This window comes from Leifsonia tongyongensis (assembly GCF_010686705.1).
GTDB lineage: Bacteria > Actinomycetota > Actinomycetes > Actinomycetales > Microbacteriaceae > Diaminobutyricibacter > Diaminobutyricibacter tongyongensis.
This window is the reverse complement of record NZ_JAAGWY010000001.1, coordinates 555,769-577,294: the sequence shown is the minus strand read 5'-3', so window position 1 is coordinate 577,294 and position 21,526 is coordinate 555,769. Positions and strand designations below refer to the sequence as shown.

At 70.4% G+C, this 21,526-nt stretch carries 7 protein-coding genes (1 of these 7 cut by a window edge); 3 read left to right on the top strand and 4 right to left on the bottom strand.

Annotation, left to right across the window (positions count from 1 at the left end; translation table 11 throughout):
- Positions 1–242 precede the first annotated feature (242 nt).
- Entirely contained in the window at positions 243–1,340 is a 1,098-nt protein-coding gene (locus G3T36_RS02775) for a fatty acid desaturase family protein (RefSeq protein WP_163287881.1), read from the top strand.
- A gap of 179 nt (positions 1,341–1,519) precedes the next feature.
- Positions 1,520–2,236, top strand: a complete 717-nt coding sequence (locus G3T36_RS02770) for an SOS response-associated peptidase (protein ID WP_163287880.1) — start codon at positions 1,520–1,522, stop codon at positions 2,234–2,236.
- Positions 2,237–2,430: 194 nt separating this feature from the next.
- On the opposite strand, the gene mgrA is transcribed toward G3T36_RS02770, so the two are convergent.
- From mgrA to G3T36_RS19495, 4 genes are all read right to left on the bottom strand, one after another.
- On the bottom strand, positions 2,431–3,474 hold the full coding sequence (gene mgrA, locus G3T36_RS02765; protein WP_163287879.1) for an L-glyceraldehyde 3-phosphate reductase: 1,044 nt from the start codon (positions 3,472–3,474) through the stop codon (positions 2,431–2,433).
- Positions 3,475–3,673: 199 nt separating this feature from the next.
- A complete protein-coding gene (locus tag G3T36_RS19675) occupies positions 3,674–4,267 on the bottom strand; it encodes an SHOCT domain-containing protein (RefSeq protein WP_163287878.1) in 594 nt (197 codons plus the stop codon).
- 625 nt (positions 4,268–4,892) lie between these two features.
- Positions 4,893–5,474, bottom strand: a complete 582-nt coding sequence (locus G3T36_RS02755; RefSeq protein ID WP_163287391.1) for a hypothetical protein — start codon at positions 5,472–5,474, stop codon at positions 4,893–4,895.
- Between the two features lie 96 nt (positions 5,475–5,570).
- On the bottom strand, positions 5,571–6,122 hold the full coding sequence (locus G3T36_RS19495; RefSeq protein ID WP_193570848.1) for a hypothetical protein: 552 nt from the start codon (positions 6,120–6,122) through the stop codon (positions 5,571–5,573).
- A gap of 61 nt (positions 6,123–6,183) precedes the next feature.
- Between G3T36_RS19495 and G3T36_RS02750 the strand changes: the two genes are divergently transcribed.
- Positions 6,184–21,526 carry the beginning of a beta strand repeat-containing protein gene (locus tag G3T36_RS02750; RefSeq protein ID WP_193570847.1) on the top strand. 16,523 nt of this gene lie beyond the right edge of the window, so the window shows 15,343 of its 31,866 coding nt (coding positions 1–15,343); the start codon lies at positions 6,184–6,186; its stop codon lies off the right edge, out of view.

Below are 21,526 nucleotides of genomic sequence, written 5' to 3'. Positions count from 1 at the left end.
CCACTTTTCGAGGCCGTGATGCGAGACAACACAAAAGTGACTGTTTCTCACCTATTCATAAAAATGAGATTACATCGTTTTTTGGGTCGAGCGGTCTCCCCCGAAGGGGGGTCATTTCTGAATTCGGCGTGCCCCCCGGGCTTTCGCAGCCATTCATCAGCGCGCCGACCTATGCTGGGGCCATCTGCGGACGTCTGTCCGAGACCGCCGGCTGGGAAGTCGATCGACGAACGGGCTGGCTCATGACGGCACTGACCTCAACCCTGGGACCGGTGCGTCGCACGGTCAAACGCATCGACTCGACGCCGAGCGTGACGAACACGTATTCGACGCTGCTGAACACGGTGCGCGACCACGGTCTCCTCCGCCGCACGCCGTGGTTCTACATCACCGTCTTCGGCATCCTCGTCGCCGCCCTCGGCGGTGCCACGACCGGTTTCGTGCTGCTCGGCGACAGCTGGTTCCAGCTGCTCATCGCCGCTGCCCTCGGTGTGATCTTCACGCAGTTCGCCTTCCTGGCTCACGAAGCCTCCCACCGTCAGGTGCTGGCCTCCGGGCCGGCGAACGACCGCGCAGGGCGGCTGCTCGCGACAGCCGTCGTCGGCATCAGCTACGCGTGGTGGATGACCAAGCACAGCCGCCACCACGCCAACCCGAACACCATCGGCAAAGACCCCGACATCAACGTCGACACGGTGTCGTTCCTCGAAGAAGACGCCGCGCGATCACGCGGAATCGTGCGCGCGATCACCAAACGCCAGGGCTACCTCTTCTTCCCGCTCCTGCTGCTCGAAGGCTTCAACCTCCACGCGCTCTCCTTCCGCACCCTGTTCGGCAAAGACAAGGTCGATGGCCGGGCCCGCGAGATCGTGTTCATCGCACTCCGCTTCGCGATCTACTTCGGCGCGATCTTCACCTTCCTTCCGCTGGGCATGGCCTTCGCGTTCATCGGCGTGCAGCTCGCCGTGTTCGGCGTGTACATGGGAGCATCCTTCGCCCCCAACCACAAAGGCATGCCGATCATCGAGCCCGGCGTCAAGGTCGACTTCCTGAGCAAGCAGGTTCTGACCTCGCGCAACATCCGCGGTACCGGCATGTCGACCTTCATGGGCGGGCTCAACTACCAGATCGAGCACCACCTGTTTCCGAACATGCCGCGGCCGCACTTGCGCAAAGCCGCTGCGATCGTCAGAGAGCACTGCGCGAACGAGGACATCCTCTACACCGAGACGACCCTCCCGAAGTCGTACGGCATCGTGGTGCGCTACCTCAACCGCGTCGGCCTCTCGGCCCGCGACCCGTTCGACTGCCCCGCCGCCGGAGAACTCCGCCGCCGCTGAGCCGCCGCGCGTGCTCGTCGCGCGCCTGCGCCTCGTGTGATTACTCGCCAAAATATTGGCGAACAGACACGCGAAGGCAAGACCTTGTGGCAATCAATCGGCGCCAAGACGCCGTGAGCGGATGCGGGCAGCGCAGTTTGGCCCGCCAGCACGTCGGTGGGTGGCCGTAGCCTGTATGCATGTGCGGGCGTTTCGCAATGGACAAAGAGACTGACGACCTGATCCAGGAGTTCGTCGCCGAAGGCGGGGACTTCCGCGACTGGCGGCCGAGCTACAACATCAGCCCCACCGACAAGGTGCCGATCCTGCTCGAGAGCAAGAAGGGCGACGAGGCTCCGGTCCGTCGCCTCGAGCTGGCCCGGTGGTCGCTCGTGCCGTCGTGGTCCAAAGAGCTGAAAACGAAGGTGCCAACCTTCAACGCGCGCGCCGAGTCGGCGGCTGAGAAGCCGATGTTCAAAGCATCCGTCGTCTCGAAGCGAGCCATCGTGCCGGCGATCGGCTATTACGAATGGCAGACCGACCCCGAGACGAAGAAGAAGACGCCGTATTTCATCCACGCGGCCGACGGCGAGCTGATGGGATTCGCCGGGCTGTACGCCTGGTGGGCAGACCCTGCGAAGGCGCGCGGCGACGAGGATCGCTGGCACCTGACCGCGACGATCCTCACCTCGGACGCGGTGCAGACCCTCGAGCACATCCACGACCGCAACCCGGTTCCGCTGCCGCGCGAGCTCTGGGATCACTGGATCGACCCCACCGTCGTAGGGGATCAGGCACTCCTCGACGAGGCCGTGCGGGCGGCCGTGACCGTCGCCGACCAGCTCGTCTTCGACGAGGTCGGACCGGTCACCGGCGATAGTCCCGACCTCATCCGGCCGATCCGCGAAGCGGACTGACCGACCGTCTGTGCCGAGTTCCGGGGGCGGGTCGACCAGACCACGCCCCCGGGAACTCGCCCCGCGCACACCGGGAATACACCGTCTGTCCGTCCGTCTACGGCCCCCTCGGTGCAGCATCCGGAGTGCTGTATCGAAAGTAGAGGCGGCCTCGGCCGATATCTAGGGGATGACAGCGCGGCAGTCGCGTGGTACTACCCGAGCTGCTCGCCACGTCGAGCCGACGCCCACAGGTCGACCCCGGTGTCGACGGCGTGGACGTCGATCGCCGCAAGCTCATCGGCCGTGAAGTCAAGCCTGTCGAGCGCGCCCACGTTCTGTTCGAGCTGGGCGACACTGCTCGCGCCGGTCACGAGCGACGTGACCCGTGCATCCCGGAGCGCCCAGGCGAGCGCGAGCTGCGCGAGCGTCTGCCCGCGCCCGCGCGCTATCGCGTCGAGTGCCCGGATGTGGTCGAGCGCCTCTTCGGACAGCATCGACTGGTCGAGCGACGAGTTCTCGGACGCCCGGGAGCCGGCAGGGATGCCGTCGAGGTACTTTCCCGTGAGCATCCCCTGCGCGAGCGCCGTGAAGCCGATGACGCCGATGCCGAGCTCGCCGGCCGCGTCGAGGAGCCCTTCGTTCTCGATCCAGCGGTTCAGCATGGAATACGACGGCTGGTGGATGAGCAGAGGAGTCCCGAGGTCGGCGAGGATCGCCGCCGCACGCCGTGTGTCTTCCGCGCTGTACGACGAGATGCCGACATACAGCGCCTTGCCGGAACGCACCGCTGTGTCGAGTGCGGCCATGGTCTCTTCGAGCGGCGTCGTCGGGTCCGGCCGGTGCGAATAGAAGATGTCGACGTAGTCGAGGCCGAGCCGGCCGAGGGACTGGTCGAGGCTGGCGAGAACGTATTTCCGGCTGCCGCCGCCCTGCCCGTAGGGGCCCGCCCACATGTCCCAGCCGGCTTTGGACGAGACAACGATCTCGTCGCGGAACGGACGCAGGTCGTCTTTAACGAGGCGACCGAAGTTGATCTCTGCCGAACCGTACGGCGGGCCGTAGTTGTTCGCCAGGTCGAAGTGGGTGATGCCGAGGTCGAATGCGCGGCGTACGATCGCCCGCTGGGTCTCGTAGGGGCGGTCGTCACCGAAGTTGTGCCAAAGCCCGAGGGAGAGTGCGGGCAGGTCGAGTCCCGACCGCCCGGTGCGGCGATACTGCATGCGGTCATAGCGGGACGGGGCAGGTTCGTACGACATGGGTGTCTTCTTTCGTGCAGGCGTGTACCTCTACATTTCCGCGCCGCCGCCGATCTGTCCAACAGCGCCGCACGATCCGATTCAGCGCCTCCTTCGATGAGTGGTCCCGGTGCCCGGTCCGTGGCAGCGAGTTGGCAGTCGTGGTCGTTCCGCGAGCGAGAATAACGACCACAACTGCCAAGTCGCGGAGGGTGGGGCGTCAGGTGCCGAGGATCTTCGCCTTGGCGGCGGCGAACTCTTCGTCGGTGAGCGCGCCGCGGTCGTGGAGGTCGGCGATCTTCGCCAGCTCGTCGGCGGTCGAAGAGGACGTCGAGGGTGCCGGCGTTGCGGATGGCGGCGGCGCGGATGCGGGCGCGGCGGATGCGGGCGCGGATGCGGGGGCGGCGGATGCGGGCGCGGGGGATGCGGATGGGGTCGACAGCCCCGCGGTCCGCGCGTGCTCGACAGCTGCCGTCACGGCGTCGACGAACGCCTGCGCATGCCCGGGGTCCGGGCGGAAAGTCGTGACGGTCGGAGCAGTCGCGTCGCCGGTCCGCAGGCGCAGGAACGAGTTGAGCACGCTGCGCTCGAAGTCCACCGAGAGGATGTCGGTGAGCGGATGCGTCACCAGCGTGAGCGTGTGTCGCACGTGTCCCGCGAAGATCACGCGTTCGTTCGAGAGAGCGAGCAACCCGGTCGGGTTCGCATAGCTCGAGTTCGACAGCGAGAGAACCGCCCGCAGCGTCGCGGTCACCTTCTCGCCGTCGTGGAGAATCTCGTCGATGCTCGCGAGGGCCTTCTTGTCCGCTGTCACGTGCATCCCTCCCGGGCGATCCCGGCGACCCGCCCGCGGGCGAGCCCAAGTGCATCGGTCATGCAGCAACCCTACGGCGGCGATGGCACGAGGGTGCAGGATCCGGTCGAGTGTGACAGGTGTTGCGGGCACTCTCGGCCGCACCGGCCACACTCGGCGCATGCTCCGGGCCGCATGGTTCATGCCCGCCGGGGCATGCGCAGGAGAGACCTCCGTCCCTACCCCCAAAAGAGGGGTCAGGAGGCGGCATGGGATGCGCGAAATGCCTGAGATTTCGGCGTTTTGACGCGATTTCGTGCGTCTGGTGGTGTATACGCAATTTGCTTGCGTGTGGCCCCCGAACAGGCCTATGGTGCTTAGTTGTCAGTGAGAGGGGATTCTCACGAATGCGCTCCGCCGACACCACACCAACTTCGTGCACACGGTTTCGGTCGGCGTTCGGATGAGGAACGTAGGGCGCCCGCAAAATGTTGGGGAGCCGCGCTGTTCAGCAGCATTGGGGGTGCGCAATGGCTTGGCCCGAGCCCGGACCCAGGGTCCATCAGACCAGCCCCCAGCGCGCCCGCAAATCCGGTCCCACTCCGTCCGACGCCACGGGTGACGAAGCCCCGTTGCTTCGACGTCATCACGGATTGTGGGGCACGCTCGCGGTCGTATCGGCCCTGGCGCTCGGCATCGCACAAGCCGTCGTGTTCGTCCCGATCGCGGATGCCTCCGCGCTGACCAAACCGGCTGCGGCCGCGCCTGCCGCACTGCAGACGCCGACGCTCGTTCCCGTCGCGGGACCGCCGTCGGTCGTGCCCAGGACGGTGCAGGTCACCACGCCCGTCACGCAGCAGACACCGACCCGGACGACCACCATCGTTCGACGGGTCACGATCGATCCACGGGTTCTCGCGGCGATCATCGCCGCCGGCCGGGCGCAGCTCGCCCAGCAGGCCGCCGCGCAGACGGCCGCGGCTCGGGCCGCGGCGCAGGCCTCCGCGACCCACGGACCGTCGACCCCCCACGGCACCAACTGCGTCAGCTCGTCCAACACGCCCAGCTCCACGCCGAGCCCCTCGCCGACGACCACGAGCGGCAACGGGACCGTGACGAGCTCGTCGAGCACGTCGACGTCGAGCAGCACGCTGACCTGCGGCCCCGGAACGACCGGTCCGTCGCAGGTCGGAAGCACGCCGACGCCGAGCCCGACTCCGACACCCACCCCGACGCCAACACCGACTCCCAGCCCGAGCCCGACGCCGACTCCGACTCCGACTCCGACTCCGACTCCGACACCGACATCGACACCGACACCGACTCAGACTCCGACTCCAACTCCAACACCGACCCCCACCCCCGCACCGTCGACCTCGAACCAGGCGGATGCGGCACCGCACACCGCAACCATCGCCGGTGGTCGCGGAGCGGCTCGCGACGTGGTCAGGCTCACGATCCTCCCGGCGGACGACCCGGCTGCGGCGTCCGATCCGGCGACCCCGGCCCCAGCGGCCGGGCCGGCCGCGACCTCCGCAACCGTTCCGGCTCCCGCACCAGCGGCGGCTCCCGCGCCAGCCCCTGCTCCCGCGCCAGCGCCCGCTCCGGCTCCTGCGCCAGCGCCCACTCCGGCTCCTGCGCCAGCCCCGACTCCGGCCCCCGCGACGCCCGCCCCTGACCCGACCGTCGCCCCGACTCCCACTCCTTCAGGGACTCCGGATGCCGGAACCGCGCCCGCAGGCCCGGCGAGCGCTCCCGCATCCGGCTCCGCAGCCGCCCCCGCAGCCCCGACGGACGCAAGCACGCCCGCTGCGACCCCGACCACCCCGACCACCCCGACCACCACCACTCCGACCACCCCGGCCACGCCCACCACGACGACCCCCTCCCCGTGGACCTACACCCCGGGAGCCACCTCCACGAACCATTCGATCACCGTGAGGATCGACGGCACCGACCTGGTGATCGTCGACAACGGCGTCGAGACGCGGCGCCCCATCTCCTCGTTGCTCGGGCTGCACGTGACGACAGTCGGCGGCCAGGTGGTCAGCCTCACCTTCGACACGTCGACCGGACCGATCTCGGTTCCGGTCTCGTTCGCCGGCAGCGGCTCCGACCTCCTCTCGGTGATCGGCGACCAGCTCCGCTGGAGCGTCGCGAGTGCCGGGTCGGGATCCGTGACCGGCGCGGGTCTGACCGCGCTCGACTACACCGGAGCACGCACCATCTCGGCGTCGGGCAGCGGCAACACGATCGTCGGGCCGTCCGGCGACGCATCCTGGTCGATCGACGGCCACGACGCGGGCACGGTCGCCGGCCAGCGGTTCACCGGTTTCGGGAACCTGCAGGGCGCCGCCGGCAACAAGGACACCTTCACGTTCCAGCACGGCGGCAGCATCAGTGGGCGCCTCGACGGTGGCGCGGGCGGGTTCGACACGCTCGTCCTGAGCGGATCGGGCGGCCAGGTCACGAGCATCCCGAGCGGAAGCCAGTCGGGCACCATCACGTTCGGGGGCAGGACGATCGCCTATTCGGGCCTCGAGCCGATCACGGTGACCGGCACCTCCGACCTGGTGGTCACCGGCACGACACCGAACGACACGCTGCAGGTCGGACCGAGCCCGACGCCAGGCCAGATCAGGGTGAAGAGCCTCACGGGCGCCATGGAAATGGTCGACTTCGCCGTGCCGACCACGTCGCTGAAGATCGTCGACACCGCGACAGGTGTCACGGTCGTGATCATCGGCAACCTGATCCTCGCCGGTGTGAACCTCGAGATCGACGCTCCGACGATCATCGTGAACTCCGGTGTGACGATCGACACCCGCGGTGGGAGCGGAGCGGGCACCGTGTTGCTCAACGCGACTGACACGCAGACGGGCAGCTCCCGGGCATCCGCCTCCGTCACCGTGAACGGCGCGACGATCCACGCCCGGTCCATCGACCTCGAGGCGACCGCATCGCAGACACCCGGCGCAGGATCCATTCCCGGCGTGAACACGGTGAGCGCATCGTCGTCGGCGCAGGTCGCCGTCACCGGCGCATCGGTGCTGGATGCGACGGGCGACGTCACGCTGCGCAGTTCGTCGTCGATGCAGGCGATCGTCACGTCGACGGGCACGGGTGCGTCGACGAGCGTGGATGCGGCGGTCGCCACCGCGAATATCGACAGCAGCGCGATCACCCACGTGTCCGACGACTCGACCGTCTCGGCCCGCGGAGTCCTGTTCGTCATCGCGAAGAACGCGACGAACGTGACGACGACAGGCAACGGAACCGTGGCCACCGCAGGCGCCGGGATCGCGGTCTCTCGGGTGACGACGAACACGGCGGCATACATCGACAGCCACAGCAGTCACGGAGTCGATGCGGGCAGCCTCGTGGTCGCGGCCGACTCGAACAACACCGTCGTCACCGTCGCCACGGCGAGCCCGGGCGGCTCGACCCAGAACAACTCGACGCCGAGCGACAGCACCTCGACCGCGTCGCACCCCGGCGGCTACGCGAACGCTCCCGGGGGTGTCATCAGCATCGCCGGCGCGCTCGCCTTCACCAGCGTCACCCAGAAGACCACCGCGTACATCGCGCCGGTCGGCGGCGGACTCGTGATAGCCGTCTCGAACACGAGCGGACCGACGACGGGCTCGGCACCCGTCTCCGTTCACGCAGGTTCGTCCGGCAGCGCGACCAGTACGGCGGACGGCAGCACGGTCGGCGGCAGCTCGGCCGGTGTCGGCACAGCCGTAGCGGTCACGGCGGCCGACCAGACCACCTCGTCCTATGTGGGCAACGCCACCTTCACGTCGCCGAAGGTGTCGGTGGATGCGGTGGCCCAGCAGCCCACGACAGGCAACGCGAACACCTTCGGTGCGACCTCGACGTCGGGTGCAGGCGGAGCGTCGAACGTCGGCGTCGCGGGGTCGCTCGCCGTCAACGTGGTCACGCTGAACACGAGTGCGAGCGTCGCGCCCGGAGGCCCGGTCGCCGTCGGGGGTGCGGATGTGGCCATCGCCGCGCACACGAACAACGCCAGCGACGTCAAGGCGCTACCGGGTTCCGTCGCGGGCCAGACCGCCGGGATCGGCGCGACCGTCGCACTGAACATCCTCAACGACACGACCAGCGCAGGACTCCAGGACGGATCGGCGCTGACCGGCGCCCACAACCTTGCCCTCACGTCGTCCGCGATCGCGCCCGCGACCACCGTGGCGCACGGCGGCGTCTCGTCGCCGAACATCGCGATCGCTCCGGTCGTGGCGATCACCACCTCGAACGTCGCCACGACCGCCATCGTCGGCACGGGTGCACCGCTGGTGCTGACCGGAACGTTCACGGCGAGCGCCGACGAGCGGGCGTCGGCGACGACGACGGCCACGGGCGAAGTCAACTCGGCCGGCGCGGCGGTCGGCATCGCGATCGCTCTCACCTTCGCTACGCACACCGTGCGGGCGACGACCCATCGGGATGTGACCGCGGCCGGCAACGCAACCTTCGCCGCAACCGGGGCGTCCTTGACGTCGACGACCGCATCCGCGTCGGCCACCGGGGCCCCCGGCAACGGCGACCAGCCGACCCCGACCTCCCAGGTGACCGAAGCCCGGTCGTTCGCGAACGGCGCGGCGCCCACCTCGGGCGGAGCGCTTCCGGGCGGCAACGGCGGCAGCGGGCCGGGCAACGCCCCCGAGCCGAGCACGCCGGCAGGCACGGTCTCGGCAGCGGCTGCGCTCGCGCTGACCGTCCACTCGGCCTCGGCCGACGCCTCTGTGGACGGCGTCACCATCACCGCAGGTGTCGTGAGCATCACGGCGACCCTCAACGACTCGGCGACCTCGACCGCGACCGGCGCACCGTCCACCCGCGCACCACCGGGCTCCACGACGATCGCCGCAGCAATCGCCATCACCGCGGCCGACGCATCCATCCGTGCGAACGTCGGGCCGCAGGCAACCATCCACGCGAAGGCTCTTACGCTCTCCGCGGGAGTGAACCCCACCAACGCAGCAGGGGTCGCAGACAGCACGGATCGCTTCACCACCACCGCGACGGCAGGAGCCGGAGGCGGTGGAAGCCTCGGAGTCGCAGGCTCGGTGGCCGTCTCTTCGGTCGCACTGTCGACATCCGCCGCCCTTCTCTCGGGCGCAGGCCACGCACCCACCGTGACGTTCACCGGTGCGACGGCCGACCTCACGGCCACGGCATCATCGAAGTCCAGCGTGACGACGCAGGCCCTGGTGGCCGACTCGGGCACGGGAACGCCGGCGACCGGAATCGGCGCATCGTCCGCGGTCTCCATCGTCAACGACACGACGGATGCGTCGATGGGCGACGGCTCGGTCGTCACCGGGGCGCGCAACGTGACCCTCGGGGCCACCGCATCCGACGCGGCAGCCGTGACAGCATCGGGCGCGGCCTCGGCCAGCAACGTCGCCGTCGCACCGTACGCGGCGGTGCTGGTCGCGAACGTCGGGACCACGGCGCGCGTCGGCACGGGAGCCCTCCTCACCCTGACGGGCGCATTCGGGGCATCCGCAACGCAGGTCGCCTCGGCGGCCTCCACCGCGAAAGGCGCGGTCGCGGGCGGCACCGGTGCGGTGGGTCTCGGACTGGCGCTCACCATCGCGAACGCCTCGGTCAGCGCGTCGGTCGCACGATCTGTCACCGCGACCGCCATCACCCTGGCCGCTTCCGGCGCCAGCTCCTCGACCGCCGCATCGACGGCGTCGGCATCCGGCGCGCCGCAGAACCCCGCCGACTCCGGCCAAGGGCAGGGCGGGGGAGCCGCGGGTTCCGGAGTCGACGACCAGGTCGCCGCCGCCCGGACGAACGCCGACGGCGTGGCCGCCGGGTCAGGCGCCTCCGGCTCCGGTTCGACCGCCGCCCCGAGCGCCTCGACCGCCGACGGCAAGATCAACGTCGCGGCCGCTGTCGCGGTGATCGTCGCGACCACGTCGTCGCGGGCGACGGTCGTCGGAACCGGCGTCACGCTCACGGCCACCGGGGCGGTCAGCCTGACGTCGTCGGCGAACACCGACGCCGCGAGCAGCGCCAACGGCTCGGCCGCCCACGGAGGAACCGCCACGATCGGCGCCGCCGTGGCAGTCACCCTCGTGCACGCGACCGACCAGGCCACACTGCCCGCCGGCGACATGGTCAAGGCGAAGTCGCTCACCCTCTCGGCCGGGGTCACGAACAACGCAGGCGACCAGGTCTCGACGGACTCCGCCACTGCGACGAGCGGTGCCGGCGCGTCGGATGCGAAACTCTCCGTCGCCGGTTCGTTCGGCCTCGTGATCGTCGACCAGACCACTCTCGCGCAGGTCGCCGGTGCGGTGAACCTCACCGGCGGCACCCTCGCGGTGACGGCGGCATCGGCCCTGGCCTCGAGCGCGAAGGCGGACCCCGCCGACGGCACCGGCGTCTCGGCCGGCACTGTGGGCGTCGGCGCGTCCGTAGCGCTCGCCCTCGTGACCGACACGACCACGGCGATGCTCGCCGACGGCTCCGTCATCACGGGCGCCGGAGGCATCACCGTCCACGCGACCGCGACGGACACGGCAGCGACCGAGGCGAAGATGGGAGCGGCCGGCGGCAAGGTCGCCGTCGTGCCCGCGGTCGCTGTGACCCTCTCGACGGTGACGACCACGGCGCGGATCGGCACAGCCGCCACAGCGCTCACCCTCACCGGCGCGCTCAGTGCGACCGCGGTGCAGTCGGCGAGCGCATCCGCGACCTCCGGGGCCATCGTGGTCGGCGCCGGCACGGCGGGTGTGGGGCTGGGATTGGCACTCGTCGTCGCGAACCACTCGGTGAGCGCGACGACGGCCCGGTCGATCACGGCGACGGGCGCGATCACGCTGTCGGCATCCGGAACCAGTTCGAGCGCCGCGAACGCCAGCGCGTCGGCCGGCGGTGCGCCCGAGAACGGAGCGACCGGGTCGGGCACGGGCGGCGGCGGAGGGTCCGGCGACGGGGTCGACCAACAGGTCAAGACCCAGCGTGACAACGCGGACGCGACCAGCTCGGCCAATGGGGGAGCGGCATCCGGTTCGACGGCGACGCCGAGCGCTTCGACCTCCGACGGCAAGGTCAACGCGGCGGCTGCCGTCGCCGTCGTCGTCGCGACGACCGCATCGCGGGCGACCCTGGAGAGCCCGGGGATCACGCTGACGTCGGGCGGTCTCGTCACGCTGGCGTCGTCGGCGAACACGGATGCGACGACCAGCGCTGACGGAACGGCCTCCCACGGCACCGGCGCGACCATCGGCGCAGCTGTAGCGGTCACCCTCGCCGATGTCACCAACCAGGCCGCCCTCCCCGCAGGCGACACGGTAGCGGCGAAGGCCCTGACCATCTCGGCCACCGAGACGGTCAACGGAGCAGACAGCACCTCGACCTACGGCGCTCAGGCGGCGAGCGGTGCGGGCGGAGGCAAGATCTCGGTCGCCGGTTCCGTCGCGCTGGCCATCGTCAACCAGACGACCTCCGCGGCGCTCGCGGGAACCGCGCACCTCACAGGAGGCGATCTGACGATCGCTGCGGCTTCGAAGGCGAGCAGCGTCGTCACGGCGGAGCCGTCGCCAGGTGGCGTAAGCACGACGAACCTCGGTGTGGGCGCATCCGTCGCCCTCGACATCGTGACCGATCGCACTACCGCTTCCATCGGCGCCGGTGCGGCTGTGACCGGAGCGGCGAACGCCATGGTCACGGCAACAGCGACGGACTCGGCGACCACCGAGGCGAAGATGGGGGCGTCGGGCGGCAAGGTCGACATCGCACCCGCCGTCGCGGTGACGCTGGCGAACGTCACGACGGGCGTGACCATCGGCACGCAGGGCGCGGGCGGACTGCTGACGGTCACCGGGTCGTTCACGGCTACCGCGACGCAGACCGCATCGGCGATGTCGACGGCCGGGGCGGTCGTGGCGGGGGGATCGACCGCCGCCGTCGGCATCGCCCTCGCGCTGACCATCGCTGGCGACGCGGTGAGCGCGACGACAGCACGGTCGATCACCGCGGGCGGAGCGCTCAGCCTGACGGCATCCGGTATCAGCGGAAGCGGCGCGACGTCGAGCGCCAGCGCATCCGGGGCGCCCGAGAACAGCGCGAACGGGTCCGGAACCGGAGGTGGCGGTGGCGCCGGCAACGGCGTGGACCAGCAGGTGAAGGCGCAGCGTGACAACGCCGACGCGACGAGCACGGCGAACGGTGGTGCGTCATCCGGGTCGACGGCAAGCCCGAGTGCCTCGACCTCGGATGGCAAGGTCAATGCGGCAGCAGCTGTCGCCCTCGACCTCGCCACCGTTTCGTCGCTCGCGACCGTGATCGGAACCGGCATCACGCTGACGGCCGGCGGGCTGCTCACCCTCGCCTCGTCGGCGAACACGGACGCGGCGACCACGGCGGACGGTTCGGCCTCGCACGGTGCGACGGCCACGATCGGCGCCGCCGTCGCGATCACGTTGGCGAACGTGAAGAACCAGGCGCTGCTGCCCACCGGCGACACGCTCCACGCGAAGTCCCTCACGATCGCGGCGACGGTGACGCCCAACGGCGCCGACGTCACCTCGACCTACGGAGCCCAGGCGACCAGCGGTGCGGGCGGCGGCAAGATCTCGGTCGCCGGGTCGCTCGCCCTCGCCATCGTGAACCAGAGCACGACCGCCGACAGCGCGGGTGCGGTGGTACTCACCGGCGGCAACGCGGCGATCACTGCGGCGAGCATTCTGGCCAGCACGGTGAAGGCGGAGCCGACGGCCGGCGGAGTGACCTCGACGAATGTCGGGGTGGGGGCATCCGTCGCCCTGAACCTGGTGACCGACTCGACGACGGCCGCACTCGAGAACGCGGCCACGTTGACCGGTGCTGCGAACGTCACGCTGGGCGCGACGTCGACGGATGCGGCGGTCACCGAAGCGAAGATGGGCGCGAGCGGCGGCAAGGTCGACATCGCGCCGGCCGTGGCCGTCACCCTCTCGAACGTGTCGACGAGCATGCGGGTCGGCACCGACGGCACGATGACGCTCACAGGGTCGTTCGCCGGCAGTGCGACGCAGAACGCCAGCGCAAGCTCGACAGCTGGCGCGGTCGTCGCGGGCGGCTCGACGGCGGCCGTCGGTGTGGGGCTCGCCTTGACGGTCGCGAACCATGCCGTGACGGCGACGACGGCGCGGAGCGTCACAGCGGGTGGCGCGATCACGCTGAAGGCGTCCGGGGTGTCTGCGTCTTCCGCGTCGGCCTCCGCCTCGGCGTCGGGCGCGCCAGAGAACAGCGCGAGCGGCTCCGGCACCGGCGGTGGCGGTGGCGCGGGCAACGGCGTCGACCAGCAGGTGCAGGCCCAGCGGTCCAACGCGGATGCGACCAGCTCGGCGAACGGCGGAGCATCATCCGGCTCGACCGCGTCGCCGAGTGCGTCGACCTCGGACGGCAAGATCAACGCGGCGGCGGCCGTCGCTCTCGACCTCGCGACCACCGTCTCGCGCGCGACGGTTCTCGGAACGGGCGTGACGCTCACAGCGGTTGGCCTGGTGACGCTGGCGTCGTCGGCGAACACGGATGCGGCCACGAGTGCGGATGGCTCGGCTTCGCAGGGTGCGACGGCGACGATCGGAGCGGCCGTAGCGGTCACGCTGGCGAAGGTCATCAACCAGGCGGTGCTGCCGGCCGGTGACTCGGTGCACGCCAAGGCGCTGACGGTGTCGGCGACCGAGACGGTCAACGGTGCGGATGCGGTTTCAACGTATGGCGCGCAGGCGACGAGCGGGGCGGGCGGCGGCAAGATCTCGGTGGCGGGGTCGCTCGGCCTCGCGATCGTGAACCAGATGACGACGGCGGAACTGGGGGGCGCCGTCGTCCTGACCGGCGGGGATGTGACGGTCACGGCAGCGAGCAAGGCTGCCAGCACGGTGAAGGCGGAGCCGACCGCCGGTGGTGTCACCTCGACGAGCGTGGGTGTGGGTGCATCCGTCGCCCTGAACTTGATCACCGACACCACGGCCGCCACGATCGACAACGGCGCGACCCTCACGGGTGCGGCGAACGTCACGCTGAGCGCGAGGTCGGCGGATGCGGCGATCACCGAGGCGAAGATGGGAGCGTCCGGCGGCAAGGTCGACATCGCCCCCGCCATAGCGGTCACGCTCTCGAATGTGACCACGACTGCGCGGGTCGGCACGGACGGCACGATGGCGTTGACGGGCGCGTTCTCCGGCAGCGCGACGCAGAATGCGAGTGCGTCCTCGACGGCGGGGGCGGTCGTGGCGGGGGGCTCCACGGCTGCCGTCGGGGTCGGACTCGCGCTGACGATCGCGAACCACGCGGTGACGGCGACCACGGCGCGGAGCATCACCGCGGGCGGCGCGATCACGCTCAAGGCCTCAGGTATCTCCGCTTCGGCGGCTTCGGCTAGCGCGTCGGCGTCGGGTGCGCCGGAGAACAGCGCGAGCGGGTCCGGTACCGGTGGTGGCGGTGGTGCCGGTGGCGGTGTCGATCAGCAGGTGCAGACCCAGCGCTCGAACGCGGATGCGACCAGCACCGCGAACGGTGGCAAGACATCCGGTTCGACGGCAGCGCCCAGCGCGTCGACCTCCGACGGCAAGGTGAACGTGGCGGCGGCGGTCGCACTCGACCTGGCAACGACGACGTCGAAGGCGACGATCGAGGGAACCGGCATCGCGCTGACTTCGGGCGGCCTCGTGACGCTGGCGTCGTCGGCGAACACGGATGCGGCAACGAGTGCGGATGGTTCGGCATCGCACGGCGCGACGGCGACGATCGGCGCGGCGGTCGCGATCACCCTGGCGAACGTGATCAACCAGGCCGTGCTGCCGGTCGGTGACAGGGTGCACGCGAAGGCGCTGACGGTGTCGGCCACCGAGACGGTGAACGGCGCCGATGTCACCTCGACCTACGGCGCGCAGGCGACGAGCGGCGCCGGCGGCGGCAAGATCTCGGTCGCCGGGTCCCTCGGCCTCGCCGTGATCAACCAGACGACCACCGCCCAGGTGGCCGGCCCGGTCGTCCTGTCCGGCGGCGACGCGACGATCACGGCGGCGAGTAAGGCTGCGAGCACGGTGAAGGCGGAGCCGACCGCGGGCGGTGTCACCTCGACGAGTGTCGGTGTGGGCGCATCCGTCGCCCTGAACCTGATCACCGACACGACGACCGCCACGATCGACAACGGGGTCACCCTGACGGGCGCCCACACCGTGAGCCTCTCGTCGACAACAGGCGACAGCGCGGTCACCGAGGCGAAGATGGGGGCGTCGGGCGGCAAGGTCGACATCGCGCCCGCCATAGCGGTCACCCTCTCCAACGTGACCACGACCGCGCGGGTCGGCACCGACGGGACATTGACCCTGACGGGCGCGTTCACGGGCAGCGCGACACAGATTGCGAGTGCCTCTTCTACCGCCGGCGCGGTCGTATCCGGCGGCTCGACCGCGGCGATCGGGGTCGGACTCGCTCTGACGATCGCGAACCACACGGTCACGGCGACGACGGCCCGCAGCATTACGGCGACCGGCGCGATCACCCTCAAGGCATCGGGTGTCTCGGCATCGGCTGCAGCGGCGAGTGCTTCGGCGTCGGGTGCTCCTGAGAACAGCACGAGCGGTTCCGGCACCGGCGGTGGCGGCGGCGCCGGCGGCGGCGTCGACCAGCAGGTGCAGACGCAGCGGACCAACGCGGATGCGACCAGCTCCGCGAACGGCGGCAAGACCTCGGGCGCGACGAGTTCCCCGAGCGCGTCGACCTCGGATGGCAAGGTGAACGTCGCGGCAGCGGTCGCACTCGATCTCGCCACCACGACCTCGAAGGCGACGCTCGAGGGAACTGGGATCACTCTCACGTCGGGAGGGCTCGTCACCCTCGCGTCGAGTGCGAACACGGATGCGGCCACGAGCGCGGATGGTTCGGCCTCGCAGGGCGCGACGGCGACGATCGGCGCGGCCGTCGCAATCACGCTGGCGAACGTGATCAACCGGGCGGCCCTGCCGACCGGTGACGGCATCCACGCGAAGGCGCTGACCGTTTCCGCGACTGAGACGGTGAACGGTGCGGATGCGGTTTCAACGTATGGCGCGCAGGCGACGAGCGGGGCGGGCGGCGGCAAGATCTCGGTCGCCGGGTCCCTTGGCCTCGCGATCGTGAACCAGACGACGACGGCCGAGTTGGGGGGCCCGGTCGTCCTGACCGGCGGCGACGCGAACACCACCGCCGCCAGTAACGCTGCCAGCACGGTCAATGCGGAGCCGACCGCCGGCGGCGTCACCTCGACGAGTGTCGGAGTCGGTGCATCCGTCGCCCTGAACCTGATCACCGACACAACGACCGCCGCGATCGACAACGGTGTGAGCCTCACCGGCGCGGCGAACGTCACGCTGAGCGCGACGGCCGGGGATGCGGCGATCACCGAAGCGAAGATGGGAGCGTCCGGCGGCAAGGTCGACATCGCCCCCGCCATCGCGGTCACCCTCTCTAATGTGACCACCACAGCGCGCGTCGGCACCGACGGGACGATGACCCTCACCGGTGCGTTCACGGGCACGGCGACCCAGAACGCGAGCGCTTCGTCCACGGCGGGCGCGGTCGTCTCGGGTGGATCGACGGCGGCAGTGGGTGTCGGACTCGCGCTCACGATCGCGAACCACACGGTGACGGCGACGACGGCGCGGAGCATCACGGCAACCGGCGCGATCACCCTGAAGGCCACGGGCGTCTCGGCATCGGCCTCCGCAGCCAGCGCGTCGGCATCCGGGGCTCCGGAGAACAGCGCGAGCGGGTCCGGCACCGGTGGTGGCGGGGGAGCCGGTGGCGGTGTCGACCAGCAGGTGCAGACCCAGCGCTCGAACGCGGATGCGACCAGCACCGCGAACGGCGGCAAGACATCCGGTTCGACGGCAGCGCCCAGCGCGTCGACCTCCGACGGCAAGGTGAACGTCGCGGCGGCGGTCGCACTCGATCTCGCCACCACGACCTCGAAGGCGACGATCGAGGGAGCCGGCATCGCCCTCACCTCGGGTGGTCTCGTCACGCTCGCGTCGAGTGCGAACACGGACGCGGCCACGAGCGCGGACGGTTCGGCCTCCCACGGCGCGACCGCGACCATCGGTGCCGCGGTCGCGATCACCCTCGCGAACGTGACGAACCAGGCGATGCTGCCGGCCGGTGACAGCGTGCGCGCGAAGGCGCTGACCGTTTCCGCGACCGAGACGGTGAACGGTGCGGATGCGGTTTCAACGTATGGCGCGCAGGCGACCAGCGGGGCTGGCGGCGGCAAGATCTCGGTCGCCGGATCGCTCGGCCTCGCCGTGATCAACCAGACGACCACCGCCCAGGTGGCCGGCCCGGTCGTCTTGACCGGCGGCGACGCGACGATCATGGCGGCGAGTAAGGCTGCGAGCACCGTGAAGGCGGAGCCGACGGCTGGGGGTGTCACCACGACGAGCGTGGGTGTAGGTGCATCCGTCGCCCTGAACCTGATCACCGACACGACGACCGCCACCATCGACAACGCGGTGAGCCTGACCGGTGCCCACAATGTCAGCCTCAGCGCGACGGCCGTGGATGCCGCGATCACCGAGGCGAAGATGGGCGCGTCCGGCGGCAAGGTCGACATCGCCCCTGCCATCGCGGTGACCCTCTCGAATGTGACCACCACCGCGCGCGTCGGCACCGACGGCACGATGTCGCTGACCGGTGCGTTCACGGGCGCGGCGACCCAGAACGCAAGTGCGTCCTCGACGGCGGGTGCGGTAGTGGCCGGCGGCTCGACGGCGGCGATCGGGGTCGGACTCGCTCTGACGATCGCGAACCACACGGTCGCGGCGACGACGGCCCGCAGCATCACGGCGACGGGCGCGATCACCCTCAAGGCATCTGGAATCAGCGCCTCGGCAGCGTCCGCGAGCGCCAGTGCCTCGGGCGCCCCGGAGAACAGCGCGAACGGATCCGGTACCGGCGGCGGTGGAGGCGCCGGCGGTGGTGTCGACCAGCAGGTGCAGACGCAGCGCTCGAACGCGGATGCGACCAGCACGGCGAACGGTGGCAAGGCCTCCGGCTCGACCACGGCGCCGAGCGCATCGACCTCCGACGGCAAGGTGAACGTCGCCGCGGCGATCGCCCTCGACCTCGCGACCACGAGCTCGAAGGCGACCATTGAAGGAACGGGGATCACGCTGACCTCCGGCGGGCTCGTCACGCTGGCGTCGTCGGCGAACACGGATGCGGCGACCAGCGCCGACGGTTCAGCTTCCCACGGCGCGACCGCGACCGTCGGCGCCGCGGTCGCGATCACCCTTGCCAATGTCGCCAATCAGGCGGTGCTGCCGACCGGCAACAGCGTGCACGCCAAGGCGCTGACCGTGTCGGCGACCGAGACGGTGAATGGCGCAGACGTCACGTCGACGTATGGAGCGCAGGCAACGAGCGGGGCTGGCGGCGGAAAGATCTCGGTGGCGGGGTCGCTCGGCCTCGCCGTGATCAACCAGAACACCACCGCGCAGGTTGCCGGAACGGTTGTCCTCACGGGCGGCGACGCGATGATCATCGCCGCGAGCAACGCTGCCAGCACGGTGAAGGCGGAGCCGACCGCCGGCGGTGTCACCTCGACGAACGTGGGTGTGGGCGCATCCGTCGCCCTGAACCTGATCACCGACACCACCAGCGCCACGCTGGACAATGGCATCAGCCTGACCGGTGCTGCAAACGTCACGCTGAGCGCGACCGCCGGGGACGCGGCGATCACCGAAGCCAAGATGGGGGCATCCGGCGGCAAGGTCGACATCGCCCCCGCGGTAGCCGTGACGCTCTCGAATGTGACCACCACCGCGCGGGTCGGCACGCTCGGCGGCGGCCTCAGCCTGACCGGCGCCTTCAGCGCGACCGCGACGCAGAACGCGAGCGCGTCCTCGACGGCCGGCGCGGTCGTCTCGGGTGGATCGACTGCGGCGATCGGTGTCGGTCTGGGCCTGACGATCGCCAACCACACCGTCAGCGCCACGACGGCACGCAGCATCACCGCGGGCGGTGCGATCACGCTCAAGGCCTCCGGCATCTCCGCGTCGGCGGCCGCTGCGAGCGCGAGTGCGTCGGGCGCTCCCGAGAACAGCACGAACGGGTCCGGCACGGGTGGCGGCGGCGGAGCCGGGAGCGGTGTCGACCAGCAGGTGCAGACCCAGCGCACGAACGCGGATGCGACCAGCACCGCGAACGGTGGCAAGGCCTCCGGCTCGACCACGGCGCCGAGCGCATCGACCTCGGACGGCAAGGTGAACGTCGCTGCGGCGATCGCCCTCGACCTCGCGACCACGAGCTCCAGGGCGACGATCGAAGGAACCGGCATCACCCTCACCTCGGGTGGCCTCGTCACCCTGGCGTCGTCGGCGAACACGGATGCGGCCACCAGCGCCGACGGTTCGGCCTCCCACGGCGCGACCGCGACCATCGGCGCGGGCGTCGCGATCACGCTGGCGAACGTGACCAACCAGGCGGCCCTCCCGGTCGGCGACACGGTCCACGCGAAGGCGCTGACGGTGTCCGCGACGGAGACCGTGAACGGTGCCGATGTCACGTCGACCTACGGCGCGCAGGCGACCAGCGGTGCCGGCGGCGGCAAGATCTCGGTCGCCGGATCGCTCGGCCTCGCCGTGATCAACCAGAACACCACCGCGCAGGTTGCCGGCACTGTCGTCCTCACCGGCGGCGACGCGACGATCACGGCGGCGAGCAACGCTGCCAGCACGGTGAAGGCGGAGCCGACCGCCGGCGGCGTCACCTCAACGAACGTCGGTGTGGGGGCATCCGTCGCCCTGAACCTGATCACCGACAGCACCAGCGCGACCATCGACAACGGGGTGAGCCTCACCGGTGCGGCGAACGTCACGCTGAGCGCGACGGCCGGGGACGCGGCGATCACCGAAGCGAAGATGGGCGCGAGCGGCGGCAAGGTCGACATCGCCCCCGCGGTAGCCGTGACGCTCTCGAATGTGACCACCACGGCGCGCGTCGGAACGCTCGGCACGGCACTGAGCCTCACCGGATCGTTCAGCGGCACCGCGACGCAGAACGCGAGCGCGTCTTCGACGGCCGGCGCGGTCGTCTCGGGTGGATCGACTGCGGCGATCGGTGTCGGTCTGGGCCTGACGATCGCGAACCACACCGTCACGGCGACGACAGCCCGCAGCATCACCGCGGGCGGCGCGATCACCCTGAAGGCATCCGGCATCTCCGCGTCGGCGGCAGCAGCGAGCGCGAGTGCGTCGGGCGCCCCCGAGAACAACGCGAGCGGTTCCGGCACGGGTGGCGGCGGTGGTGCCGGCAGCGGCGTAGACCAGCAGGTGCAGACGCAGCGAACGAACGCGGATGCGACCAGCACCGCGAACGGAGGCAAGACTTCCGGCTCCGGTACGGCGCCGAGCGCATCGACCTCCGACGGCAAGGTCAACGTGGCGGCAGCGATCGCCCTCGATCTCGCGACCACCGTCTCGCGGGCGACCATCGAACACCCGGGACTGGCCCTCACCGCGGGCGGCCTGGTCACCCTCGCCTCGAGCGCGAACACGGATGCCGCGACCAGCGCGGACGGTTCGGCTTCTCACGGCGCCACCGCGACCATCGGCGCCGCAGTCGCGATCACCTTGTCGAACGTGACCAACCAGGCGATCCTGCCGACCGGCGACACGATCCACGCCAAGGCGCTGACCGTGTCGGCGACCGAGACGGTCAACGGTGCCGATGTCACGTCGACATACGGAGCGCAGGCGACCAGCGGTGCCGGCGGCGGCAAGATCTCGGTCGCCGGATCGCTCGGTCTCGCGGTGATCAACCAGACGACCACTGCCGAGGTTGCCGGCACTGTCGTCCTCACCGGCGGCGACGCGAACATCATCGCCGCGAGCAAAGCAGCCAGCACGGTCAAAGCCGAACCCACGGCAGGCGGCGTGACCGCGACGAACGTGGGTGTCGGCGCATCCGTCGCCCTGAACCTGATCACCGACACCACGACCGCAACGCTCGACAACGGCATCAGCCTGATGGGTGCTGCGAACGTCACGATGAGCGCGACGGCCGGGGACGCGGCGATCACCGAAGCCAAGATGGGGGCGACCGGCGGCAAGGTCGACATCGCGCCGGCCGTCGCGGTGACCCTGTCGAATGTGACCACGACCGCACGGGTCGGCACCCTCGGCGGCGCGCTGGCGCTCAGCGGTTCCTTCAGCGGAAGCGCCACGCAGAACGCCAGCGCATCGTCCACTGCAGGCGCCGTCGTCGCCGGCGGCGCGA